At 30.8% G+C, this 11,518-nt stretch carries 11 protein-coding genes; 7 read left to right on the forward strand and 4 right to left on the reverse strand.

Going from position 1 to position 11,518, the window contains the following annotated elements:
* Positions 1-34: 34 nt before the first annotated feature.
* Both ACKTTQ_RS06020 and ACKTTQ_RS06025 read left to right on the forward strand, forming a co-directional pair.
* Positions 35-1,288, forward strand: coding sequence for a Y-family DNA polymerase (locus tag ACKTTQ_RS06020; protein ID WP_093869392.1), 1,254 nt, complete (start codon positions 35-37; stop codon positions 1,286-1,288).
* A 1-nt stretch (position 1,289) separates the two neighbouring features.
* Complete coding sequence (locus ACKTTQ_RS06025; protein WP_408048665.1) at positions 1,290-1,724, forward strand: LexA family protein; 435 nt, start codon at positions 1,290-1,292, stop codon at positions 1,722-1,724.
* A gap of 47 nt (positions 1,725-1,771) precedes the next feature.
* Here the strand turns inward: ACKTTQ_RS06025 and ACKTTQ_RS06030 are convergent, their stop codons facing one another.
* Positions 1,772-2,095 (reverse strand): hypothetical protein, encoded by a 324-nt coding sequence (locus ACKTTQ_RS06030; RefSeq protein ID WP_093869390.1) that lies wholly within the window; start codon positions 2,093-2,095, stop codon positions 1,772-1,774.
* Between the two features lie 336 nt (positions 2,096-2,431).
* Here ACKTTQ_RS06030 and ACKTTQ_RS06035 point away from each other — a divergent pair, with 336 nt between their 5' ends.
* Complete coding sequence (locus ACKTTQ_RS06035; RefSeq protein WP_408048666.1) at positions 2,432-3,400, forward strand: endonuclease/exonuclease/phosphatase family protein; 969 nt, start codon at positions 2,432-2,434, stop codon at positions 3,398-3,400.
* Between the two features lie 39 nt (positions 3,401-3,439).
* Here the strand turns inward: ACKTTQ_RS06035 and glmS are convergent, their stop codons facing one another.
* Genes glmS through ACKTTQ_RS06050 form a run of 3 tightly spaced genes read right to left on the reverse strand, consistent with a single transcriptional unit; the run spans position 3,440 to position 7,821 of the window.
* Positions 3,440-5,296 carry a glutamine--fructose-6-phosphate transaminase (isomerizing) gene (glmS, locus tag ACKTTQ_RS06040; protein ID WP_408048667.1) on the reverse strand — a complete coding sequence of 619 codons (1,857 nt, stop codon included), beginning with the start codon at positions 5,294-5,296 and terminating at the stop codon, positions 3,440-3,442.
* Between the two features lie 9 nt (positions 5,297-5,305).
* Positions 5,306-7,000, reverse strand: a complete 1,695-nt coding sequence (locus ACKTTQ_RS06045) for a DUF4270 family protein (RefSeq protein WP_408048668.1) — start codon at positions 6,998-7,000, stop codon at positions 5,306-5,308.
* A gap of 2 nt (positions 7,001-7,002) precedes the next feature.
* Positions 7,003-7,821: a glycogen/starch synthase gene (locus ACKTTQ_RS06050; protein ID WP_113786402.1), complete on the reverse strand. Its 819-nt coding sequence runs from the start codon at positions 7,819-7,821 to the stop codon at positions 7,003-7,005.
* Between the two features lie 96 nt (positions 7,822-7,917).
* Here ACKTTQ_RS06050 and panC point away from each other — a divergent pair, with 96 nt between their 5' ends.
* Genes panC through radA form a run of 4 tightly spaced genes read left to right on the forward strand, consistent with a single transcriptional unit; the run spans position 7,918 to position 11,508 of the window.
* The gene (panC, locus tag ACKTTQ_RS06055) at positions 7,918-8,763 is read left to right on the forward strand and encodes a pantoate--beta-alanine ligase (RefSeq protein ID WP_408048669.1); all 846 of its coding nucleotides are present in this window, start codon (positions 7,918-7,920) and stop codon (positions 8,761-8,763) included.
* A gap of 50 nt (positions 8,764-8,813) precedes the next feature.
* Entirely contained in the window at positions 8,814-9,164 is a 351-nt protein-coding gene (panD, locus tag ACKTTQ_RS06060; protein WP_028888691.1) for an aspartate 1-decarboxylase, read from the forward strand.
* Between the two features lie 44 nt (positions 9,165-9,208).
* On the forward strand, positions 9,209-10,111 hold the full coding sequence (locus ACKTTQ_RS06065) for a lysylphosphatidylglycerol synthase transmembrane domain-containing protein (RefSeq protein WP_408048670.1): 903 nt from the start codon (positions 9,209-9,211) through the stop codon (positions 10,109-10,111).
* A gap of 35 nt (positions 10,112-10,146) precedes the next feature.
* Positions 10,147-11,508: a DNA repair protein RadA gene (gene radA, locus ACKTTQ_RS06070; protein WP_093869383.1), complete on the forward strand. Its 1,362-nt coding sequence runs from the start codon at positions 10,147-10,149 to the stop codon at positions 11,506-11,508.
* The last annotated feature ends 10 nt before the right edge of the window (positions 11,509-11,518 follow it).

Here is an 11,518-nt window from a genome sequence, read left to right on the forward strand (position 1 = left end):
GAGTGCAAAAGTACGAATTTCTTATCTTTACACGATGTTTGCTTTAGTTGATTGTAATAATTTTTATGCTTCTTGTGAGCGGGTGTTTAATCCGAATTTACTTCATAAACCTGTGGTTGTGTTAAGTAACAATGACGGGTGCGTTATTTCACGCAGTGATGAGGCTAAAAAGTTTATTCCTATGGGAGCACCGGCTTTTAAATTTAAAAGGGAATTTAAAAGTTATAATGTTACTGTTTTGTCTTCAAATTATCCTTTGTATGGAGATATGAGTGAACGTGTAATGAATATTTTATCCAATTTTACGCCAGATATTGAGGTATATTCAATTGATGAAGCTTTTTTAGAGTTTAAAGGTTTTGATAAAGTTAATTTCAATGATTATGGGACAAAAATAAAACAAAGAATTTCAATGTGGACAGGAATCCCTACCTGTGTTGGTATAGCTCCTACAAAAGCTTTGAGTAAAGTGGCTAATAAAATAGCAAGAAGTTTTCCTGAAGAAACGAATGGTGTTTATGTTATAGATTCTGAAGAGAAAAGGATGAAGGCTTTAAAATGGATGCCTATAGAAAAAGTTTGGGGAATAGGTTATCGTCTTCAAAAAAGGCTAAAAGAGAAAGGTTGTTTTAAGGCATTAGATTTTGCAGAATTAGATAGTGAATGGGTGCGAAAAAATTTTTCTATAACTGAGTGGAAGTTACAGCAAGATTTAAGAGGTAAATCTGTTTTGAAATTAGAGGATGTGTTAAATAAAAAGGCTATTGCTACTACAAGAAGTTTTGAATATACCTTTTCTGATTTGGCCAATATAAAAGAGCGTATTGCTACTTTTGCAATGTCTTGTTCTGAAAAATTACGAAAGCAAAATTCATGTTGTCATATGGTTATTGTATCTTTAAATAGTAATAAACATGAAAAAGAAAATGAAAGATATCGGGCTAGTAAGTCAATTGTTTTTTCGCATCCAACAAATTCATCTTTAATAATTAGCAAAGAGGCTGTTAACGCTGTTGAGACAATTTTTAAAAAAGGTGTAAATTATAAAAGAGCTGGCGTTATAGTTACAGGTCTAGTACCAGATGAAAATTTTCAATTAAACTTTTTTGAAATGGAGAACCCAAAACATAAACCTTTAATGAAGGTAATAGATACTGTAAATAGAAAGTTTAAATCAGATGCAATAAAATTAGCTAGTCAAGATTTAAAACGTACTTGGAAAATGCGTCAAGAACATTTGTCTCCAAAGTTTACAACGAATATTAATCAAATTATTAAAGTAAAATAATATGGAAGCATCTAAAGCATTAACTTTTTTTTCTATTAAAGACTTGAAAAATGAGGGTTCAGTGTACATAGATATAGGGATTTCTGCAGGATTTCCTTCGCCCGCTGATGATTTTAAAGAGACTCGTATTTCTTTAGATGAAGAATTAATTAAGAACAAAGAAGCAACTTTTTTTGCGAGAGTTAGTGGTCAATCTATGATAGGGGCAGGATTAGATGATAATGACTTATTGGTTATTGATAGAAGTATTGAACCAACAAATAACAAAATAGCAGTATGTTTTTTAGATGGTGAATTTACTGTTAAACGATTAAGAGTTGAGGGAGTCAATGTATGGCTACAACCAGAGAATCCTGACTATCCTGTTATTAAAATAACAAAGGAAAATAATTTTGTTATATGGGGTGTGGTAACTAGCGTTATAAAAAAAGTATAAAAAAACCTCGACTTTGCGAGGTTTTAATTATACACAACTTTCATTAATTAACTTCTAACGATCTTTAAAGGCATTTTATATATTTGTACTGATTTTTTTATGTTTTTATACACTCTTTTGTAATTTAGTTTACTTTTAATGTAAGCACAAACTTCTGGACTAGCACAATCTACGTCTAAAATAACTACTTCACCTTTTTTGTTTACTAAGAAATCTATAGTAGTTTTAACATCTTTCTCAATAGTAAAATCTACTTTTCCTAATAATTTTACAATGTTGGTTCTGATTTCTTCTTTTACTGGATTTTCATTAATTGCAAATGCTGAGACATTCATCAAAGCAACAAATACTAATAAAACAAATTTTCTCATCTTTCTTGGTTTTTATAAATAGAGGGTTAAATATTCTGTTTATTTTATGGTGTAAAAATACTGTGTATTAGTTGTTTATAGTTTTTTTTTGTGTTATGTAAAAATGTTTTTTATGTTATTTAATACTCTTTATAGTGTTGCATAACAATTACTTAACATTGAGTTATGCTTGTTTTTTATTTACATTTATAGTTAATAATTAAATTGTTGTTGTATAGTTTTATTGATTTGATATTTTTTTAAAAAAAATTAATAAAAATTTTTCAATACTTTGTGTTATCACAATGTTTAATTGTAATATTTACTTTGTAAATTAGATGAAATTTTTTTGGTTAAATGTCTAGAAATAAACGAAAAAACACTCTTACAGTTGCTTTTTATAATGTTGAAAATTTATTTGATACCATTGATAATCCATTAACAATGGATAATGACTTTACTCCAAAAGGAAAGAAGAAATGGAATAAAAATAGATATAGACATAAAATAAAAAAAATTAGCTCAATATTACCTCTTTTAGGTGCTCAAGAATCAAAGTATGCTCCAGCTATAATTGGTTTAGTAGAAGTTGAAAATGCTAAAGTGTTGAAAGATTTAATAAGGCATAAAAATCTTATAAATCATAATTATAGTTATATACATTACAATTCACCTGATGAAAGAGGTATTGATGTTGCAATGCTATATAAGAATGACTTATTTACTGTTTTATCATCAAAAACGCATCCATTACATTTAAGCGATACTGATAGAAATCATGATTACACCAGGGATTTACTAGTGGTTAAAGGAGTTTTAAACGGTGATTTAGTGCATGTTTTAGTTAATCATTGGCCGTCAAGGAGAGACGGAGAGGATAAAACTCAACATAAAAGAATTAAGGCAGCAAAGTTAGTTCATGAAGTTATAGAAGAAATAAAGAGTGAAGAAAAAGTTGAATCTAAGTTTATTATTATGGGAGATTTTAATGATGATCCATCAAGTGAGAGTGTTAAAAAACATCTTGTAACTAATGAATTTTACAACCCTATGTATACTATGCATAAAAAAAATAATGGAACTTCAACTTTTTATAACGAATGGCACTTATTTGATCAGATAATTATATCAAATAATTTTGATAATGATGAAAGTAGCTTAATTTTTTCGAAGGCTAAAATTTTCAAGAAACCTTGGATGAGGATTTATAAAGGTAAATTTAAAGGTAGTCCCTTTAGAACATATATTGGTCCATGGTATGAAGGTGGTTTTTCAGATCATTTTCCTGTGTATTTAACTTTCAATAAAAAAAGTCTCAGAAAATAGAATTCTGAGACTTTTAATTATTTTTTTAATGAAAGTGAACTACTCTACAGTAACCGACTTTGCTAAATTTCTAGGTTGATCTACATTCTTATCTAACATTACTGCTATGTGATAAGACAGTAATTGAAATGGAATAGTGGTTAGTAAAGGAGTAAATGCTTCTTCAGTATCTGGAATCTCGATAACATGATCAGCAATCTCTTTAACTGTTACATCACCTTCAGTGACAATAGCTACAATTTTACCGCTTCTAGATTTTATTTCTTGAATATTACTAACTACTTTTTCGTAGTGTCCTTTACTTGTTGCTATAACAAAAACAGGCATATTTTCATCAATTAAAGCAATAGGTCCATGTTTCATCTCAGCAGCAGGGTAACCTTCAGCATGAATGTAAGAAATCTCTTTTAACTTTAAAGCACCTTCTAAAGCAACAGGGAAATTAAACCCTCTACCTAGGTATAAACAGTTTTTAGCATCTTTATATACAGACGCAATTTCTTTGACAACAGGATCAATTTCTAAAAGTTTTTCAACTTGAGATGGGATTTGTTGTAGTGTTTGTAAGTAATTGTTAACAGTAGAAGTAGATAATGTTCCTTTTGCTTTTGCTAATTTTAATGAAATTAAAGAAAGCACAGTGATTTGAGTAGTGAATGCTTTTGTTGAAGCAACACCTATTTCTGGCCCTGCGTGTGTATACGCACCAGCATGAGTTTCTCTAGCAATTGATGAACCTACAACATTACATACACCAAAAACAAAAGCACCTTTTGCTTTTGCTAATTTTATAGCGGCTAAAGTGTCAGCGGTTTCTCCTGATTGTGAAATTGCAATAACCACATCTTTTGGAGTAATTATAGGGTTTCTGTATCTAAATTCTGAAGCATATTCAACTTCTACAGGTATTCTAGCCATATCTTCAAAAAGATATTCACCTACTAATCCAGCATGCCATGAAGTACCACAAGCTATAATAATAATTCTATCAGCGTTTAAGAACTTAGAAATATTATCATCAATACCAGCCATACGAATTACACCTTCATTCGCTAACATTCTACCTCTATAAGTATCTGTTATTGCTTTTGGCTGCTCGTAAATTTCTTTAAGCATGAAGTGGTCATAGCCACCTTTTTCTATTTGCTCTAAGTTTAATTGAAGTTCTTGTATATCGGTATCAACTTCTTTATCGTTGTCAATTTTACGAACTTTAATACCTTTATCTTTTTTGATAATAGCTAATTCACCATCTTCTAGATAAATAGCGTTTTTGGTGTATTCAATAAATGGAGAAGCATCAGAAGCAACAAAAAACTCTTCATTATCTTTCCCAACACCAATTGCTATTGGGCTTCCTAATCTTGCAACAATTAATTCGTTTGGTTTTGTTTTATCGAAAACAGCAATAGCGTAAGCTCCAATAACACTTGTTAATGCTACTTGAACCGCTTTTCCTAATTTACAACCTTCATTTTTCTTAACTTCTTCAATTAAGTTAACTAAAACTTCAGTATCAGTATCGCTTTGAAAGCTATATCCACGAGAGATTAATTCTTTTTTAATAGTATCATAGTTTTCAATAATACCATTATGAACGATAACTAAATTTCCAGATTGTGAAAAATGAGGGTGAGAATTTGTATTATTAGGAACTCCATGAGTTGCCCAACGAGTGTGTCCAATTCCTATTTTTCCTTCTTTTTTAGAGTCATCGTTATTAGTAATTACCTCTAAGTCTGAAACTTTACCTTTGGTTTTTGATAAATGCATTTTCTCACCATCATACATCATAATTCCAGCACTATCATACCCTCTATATTCTAGTCTTTTTAAACCATTAATAACTATTGGATAAGCATCTCTATAGCCTATGTAACCTGTTATACCACACATATCAATTCTTTATTTTTTTTCTGAATATGAAATTTTTAAAACCGCTCTTTTTGTTCCGTTAGCAGCTTCGTTTTCATCTAAAAGAGTAACCCCTCTAGGGTTCCAATTGTAAGATTCAACATTAAGATCTACTGCTCTATTTTTAACGGTAGCATCAGTGGGGTTGTTGTAAACTTTTAAAACAAGAGGTGCGAAATCTGTAGAAGATTTGTCAAACAAACTAGCTACATAATCAGTAATTCTAAAAGTGTATCTTTCTGGTTTATCATCAGATAAAGTTAAGTTACCTCCATAAGTGTTTGACTCCTTATAGGTATCTGAAATTTGAGTTGGGGTAATACCTCCATTCCCATTATCTTTATTAAGATAAAGGTGTAGTTTTTGAGGTAAAATATTTTTGTCTGTATTAACAGTTTGGTTTATGTAAAAAGATAAAACAGCATCGTTAACTAATAATCCATATTGATCATTAGCAAGGTCTTTAATATCAGCTAATTCTTCTAAATCTAAATAACCATCATTGTTTTTGTCTTTAGCTTCATGTTTCAAAATTGTATTGTTAGGGTCATTGAGTTTTAATTTAGCTAAATTAACACCTAAAACTTTAATTTTTGACATAGAACCTGTAGTTCCTTGAATAACAAAGTTATCAGAAGGAATGTTATTAGTTGCGGGTGACATTTTGTACTTTGCATTACGAAGACCAGTTAAAGGAAAAGAAAATTTGGTTGGAACAGTATCTTTGTATACAGAATTTGTAATTCCTTCTTTCTTTTCAAAACGAGTAATTGTGTAATAAAACTCTAAACTTGCTGACTCACTAGTGCCTAATAAGCTTAATGGAACCATTGATCCATTATTTCCTTCGGCCTTTGTATATATACCTCTGAAGTATTCATTTAAAGCTTGTGATGAAGAAAACTCGCTATCGTTAAATTTGTCCCAAAAAAGTTCTTTCATTCTGTTCATTTTTAAAGGAACTGTTAAGAAAGGAGCTTTGTTACTTAATTTTATAGTGTCTTTAAAGGTGACACCAGTACTAGAAGATCTTGTGAAAATAAACATAGTATCTACAGGGTTTGGTTTAAAACTAAAACCAGGATCTTCGTTTAATACTTCATCTTCTATATATGTATGATTAGATAAAAAAGAGTTGTTTTTTGATGGATTTGTTGGGTCAAAAGTATTTAAAAATGTACCATTTCGGATAATTTTCAAGCTTGTAGCTATAGTTGGATCTCCAAGAACAGAATCTAATTGAAATTTAGGTTTTCCGTCACTTTCTTTTCCTTTACTAGTAGATTTATAAGGAAGTTTTAATAATACCTTGTCTAAAATAAATACTGAATCAATATCACCGTCTTTTTCTACAGGTTTAACATCTGCCGTTTTAAGGTCGGTTACAAAACCTAACTGACTAATGAATGATGATTCTACAGTTTTATAATCTTTACTGTTATAGACTCCTAGCCAATACTCAGAAACAGGTGTGTTAATGTTGTCTGCTCTAATAGCAGATGGATTACCATTAGAGTCAACTTCTAAATCGATTGGAGTAATTTCTAGCTCCAAGTCAATTTGATTTGTATTAAATTTTGTGTTTTTAACAATACCAGTACCAATATCATTAAGATCTTTTTCGCACGAGATAATAGAAGCTAAACAAAGTAAGCTTACACCTAAAATACCAATTTTTCTAACCATTCTTATTCGCTTAATTCTAAAACGTTTTCTTTATAAAATTCTAAATATGCTTCTGTTAAATTTTCTTCAGATTGAAATTCTAAAACTTTTGTATCATTGTTTCCAATAAAGTCTTCGATTTCACTAGGTAATGTTTCACTACCTTTTACTATTGCATCTGAATTTTCAATAGCACTTTTTAGTATGTTAATATGGTTAGGTGTTTCAAATACGGTTGTTTTGTCTTTATTAATTTTGTCAAAACAAACTTTTTTTGCAAGTTCGTTATTTAGTTCACCTTTAAAACCATTATTATAAAGCGAAGTTACAATCTTACTTTCAGTAAATAATGGTTCTTCTTTATAAAATTCTCTTAAATATAATGGTAGTAAGGAAGCCATCCATCCATGAACATGAATAATGTCAGGTGCCCAATTTAATTTTTTTACAGTTTCAATAACGCCTTTGGCGAAAAAGATCATACGCTCATCATTATCATTAAATAATTGATCATCTTCATCAGAGTAAACGGCTTTACGCTTGAAATACTCATCATTATCAATAAAGTAAACTTGCATTCGTTCTTTAGGAATAGAAGCCACTTTTATAATTAATGGCATATCCATGTCATTAATGATTAAGTTCATACCAGATAAACGAATAACTTCATGTAATTGATGTCTTCGTTCATTGATTACCCCAAAACGAGGCATAAAAATACGTGTTTGAACCCCCTTAGAATGTGCTTGTTTTGCAACGTTAAATGCAGTTGACGATAATTCTGTTTCTGGTAAATATGGTATCACCTCAGATGAAACATATAATATTCTCTTATCCTTCATTAAATCGAACTCTTTGTATGAGGATGCAAAAATACGAATTTTTATGCTAAAATGATGTTAAATTGCTAATTTTGCATGCATTTCAATGAATAGGCAATGAATATATTTAACACAAAATTAGAATTAAAAGCGTTTTTAGCTGAACAAAAAGAAAGGGCCAAGTCAATTGGATTTGTGCCTACAATGGGTGCTTTACACCAAGGGCATTTATCACTTGTTAAAAGAGCGAAAGAAAAAAACGACTTAGTTGTGGTAAGTATTTTTGTAAATCCAACTCAGTTTGATAGCAATGAAGATTTGAAAAAATACCCACAAACATTAAAGAATGACAAGGAATTACTTGAGAGTGTAGCCTGTGATGTTTTATTTGTGCCTTCAGTGGAAGAGATTTATGATAACAATATAAGCTCTGAGAAATTCAATTTTGACGGTTTGGAACATGAAATGGAAGGTAAATTTCGAGAAGGTCATTTTGACGGTGTGGGAACCATAGTAAAAGCTCTTCTTGAAATAGTAATGCCAAATACAGCTTATTTTGGAAAAAAAGATTTTCAACAATTACAAATAGTTAAAAAACTTGCAGAAAAATATGATCTTCCTGTAAAGATAAAAGGAAGACCTATTTATAGAGAAAATGATGGTTTAGCCATGAGCTCTAGAAACGCAAGGTTAACTAAAGAACATCGAGAAATAGCTCCTTTTATATACAAGACTTTAAAGAAAGCAAAGAAAAAATTTGGAGCAAAAAATATTGAAGAGTTAACAAAGTGGGTGAAAAAGCAATTTAAAAAAGAGCCTTTATTAGAGTTAGAATATTTCACTATTGCTGACGAAAAAACGTTACAAACTCCGAAAAAGATCGAGGCGAAGAAGAAATACAGAGCGTTTATAGCTGTTTTTGCTGGGGATATTCGGTTGATTGATAATGTAGGACTAAAATAAATTCATTAGAAAACAAATCGTTAATCATTAAAAACAACTATTTTTGTAGTATGTTAGTACAAGTAGTAAAATCTAAAATCCACCGTGTAAAAGTTACAGGTGCTGATTTAAATTATATAGGAAGCATAACCATTGATGAAGATTTAATGGATGCTGCAGGTATTATAGAAGGAGAACGTGTTCAGATTGTTAATAATAATAATGGTGAACGTTTGGAAACTTATGCAATACCAGGGCCAAGAAAAAGTGGTGAGATTACTCTAAATGGTGCAGCTGCAAGAAAAGTTGCTAAAGGAGATGTGTTAATTTTAATTGTGTATGGTTTTTTAGAGTTAGAAGAAGCTAAAAAATTCAAACCGCAATTAGTTTTTCCAAATGAAGAAACTAATTTACTTAATTAGAAGTGGGTTTAAAAAAGATATTAAAAGTTATAATACCTCTCGTTTTGGGAGGTTTTTTAGTTTGGTATTCATTATCTAAAGTGTCTATAGATACTTTATTGGAGTATTTTAAAAGTGCAAATTATTGGTGGATTGCTTTAGGGTTGTTTTTTGGAATATTAAGCCATTTATCTAGAGCGTATAGGTGGAAGTTTTTACTAGAGCCAATGGGGTATAAACCTGATTTTGGTAATAGTACCATGGCGGTTTTGGTTGCTTATTTAGTGAATTACGCAGTGCCAAGAGCAGGCGAGGTTTCTAGGGCTGCAGTGATGGCAAACTATGAAAAAATACCATTTGAGAAAGGTTTTGGAACTATTGTGGCTGAGAGAATAGCTGATCTAATAATGATGTTATTAATTATTTGCATTACTTTGTTTGTTCAGTTTGATTTTATTTATGAATTACTCACAAAGAATTTTTCACCAGTAAAAATTGTAATACTACTTAGTGTTTTAATAATATGTTTTCTAATTTTTTCACAGTTTGTTAAAAAAGCAAATTCAGGAATTGGTTTAAAAATCAAGAATTTTGTTACTGGTTTGGTTGAAGGAGCCACTAGTATTTTTAAAATGAAAGATAAGTGGGCATTTATTTTTCATACTGTTTTTATTTGGGCAATGTATGTGGCTATGTTTTGGGCTACGATTCCTGCAATAGAAAGTTTAAATGTTCCGTTTGGAGCTATACTGATTGGTTTTATAGCAGGAGGGTTTAGTATTGCTGCTACCAATGGAGGTGTAGGTTTATATCCTATAGCTGTAGCAGGTGCTTTTGCTTTATTCGGTATTCCTGAAGAACCAGCCAATGCATTTGGGTGGATTATGTGGACTGCTCAAACTGCCATGATTATTGTTTTTGGAGGATTGGCATTTTTACTATTACCGATTTATAATAAAAACAAATAGTTTTCTTTTCTTTGTAGGTAAATCTTAGGACTAGAATGGCCAAAACCAAAACTACTTTTTTCTGTCAAAATTGTGGAACCCAACATGCACAATGGGTCGGGCAATGTAATACTTGTAAACAATGGAATACAATTGTAGAAGAAGTACTGCAAAAAGAAGAGAAAAGAAGTTGGAAGACAACTGATAACACTCAAAGAAGGGTTTCAAAGCCATTACGAGTTGAAGAAATACAGTTGAACCCTGAAGAGCGCTTTGGTACTAAAAATAAAGAGTTAGATACAGTTTTAGGAGGTGGATTGGTAAAAGGTGCAGTTGTGTTATTAGGAGGTGAACCAGGAATTGGTAAATCTACTTTGTTATTACAAATTGCGTTGCAAATTCCACAGAAAGTTTTGTATGTTTCAGGTGAAGAAAGTCAATCGCAAATAAAAATGCGAGCAGAACGATTAGATATGAAAAATTCTAACTGTTTAATTCTTACAGAAACCAAAACTCAACAGATTTTTAAAAATATCGAAGAAGTACAACCCGATGTTTTGGTAATAGATTCTATTCAAACATTACATACAAATTCTATTGAAGCTTCTCCAGGAAGTATTTCACAAATACGAGAAACATCAGCAGAGTTAATTAAATTTGCTAAAGAAACTGCTACCCCAGTTTTATTGATTGGTCATATAAATAAAGAAGGGCATATAGCTGGGCCAAAGATTCTTGAACATATGGTAGATGTGGTATTGCAATTTGAAGGTGATAGGAATCATACTTATAGGATTTTACGTTCGCAAAAAAACCGTTTCGGGTCTACAGCTGAATTAGGAATTTATGAAATGTTATCTACTGGGTTGAGAGAAGTTTCAAATCCTTCAGAAATATTAATTTCAAAAAAAGATGCTGATTTAAGTGGAACAGCAATAGCTTCTACATTAGAAGGTGTTCGTCCACTTATGATAGAAATTCAAGCATTGGTGAGTACGGCTGTTTATGGAACGCCACAACGTTCTACAACAGGATATAATTTAAAGCGCTTAAATATGATTTTGGCAGTATTAGAAAAACGAGCTGGCTTTAAATTGGGAGCTAAAGATGTATTTTTAAATATAACTGGTGGAATTCAAGTAGATGACCCGGCAATTGATTTGGCAGTAGTTGCGGCAATTTTATCATCAAATCAAGATTTAGCTATTAATCCGAACGTATGTTTTGCGGCTGAAGTTGGTTTGGCTGGAGAAATTAGACCAGTATCTAAAATTGATCAACGTATTATAGAGGCAGAAAAATTAGGATATAAAACTTTTGTTGCTTCAAAATATAATAAAATCACTTTAAAAAATCATAATATTAAGCTTGTTTTAGTAGGGAAGATTGAAGAGGCTTTTGCAACATTGTTTGCTTAGTTATTTTCTA

This window comes from Tenacibaculum halocynthiae, assembly GCF_964512825.1.
GTDB lineage: Bacteria > Bacteroidota > Bacteroidia > Flavobacteriales > Flavobacteriaceae > Polaribacter > Polaribacter halocynthiae.

Bases quoted from the DNA above. Each gene is read 5' to 3' on its own strand.
- ACKTTQ_RS06020 (WP_093869392.1), top strand. From the start codon at position 35: ATGTTTGCTTTAGTTGATTGTAATAATTTTTATGCTTCTTGTGAGCGG.
- ACKTTQ_RS06025 (WP_408048665.1), top strand. From the start codon at position 1,290: ATGGAAGCATCTAAAGCATTAACTTTTTTTTCTATTAAAGACTTGAAA.
- ACKTTQ_RS06030 (WP_093869390.1), bottom strand. From the start codon at position 2,095: ATGAGAAAATTTGTTTTATTAGTATTTGTTGCTTTGATGAATGTCTCA.
- ACKTTQ_RS06035 (WP_408048666.1), top strand. From the start codon at position 2,432: ATGTCTAGAAATAAACGAAAAAACACTCTTACAGTTGCTTTTTATAAT.
- glmS (WP_408048667.1), bottom strand. From the start codon at position 5,296: ATGTGTGGTATAACAGGTTACATAGGCTATAGAGATGCTTATCCAATA.
- ACKTTQ_RS06045 (WP_408048668.1), bottom strand. From the start codon at position 7,000: ATGGTTAGAAAAATTGGTATTTTAGGTGTAAGCTTACTTTGTTTAGCT.
- ACKTTQ_RS06050 (WP_113786402.1), bottom strand. From the start codon at position 7,821: ATGAAGGATAAGAGAATATTATATGTTTCATCTGAGGTGATACCATAT.
- panC (WP_408048669.1), top strand. From the start codon at position 7,918: ATGAATATATTTAACACAAAATTAGAATTAAAAGCGTTTTTAGCTGAA.
- panD (WP_028888691.1), top strand. From the start codon at position 8,814: ATGTTAGTACAAGTAGTAAAATCTAAAATCCACCGTGTAAAAGTTACA.
- radA (WP_093869383.1), top strand. From the start codon at position 10,147: ATGGCCAAAACCAAAACTACTTTTTTCTGTCAAAATTGTGGAACCCAA.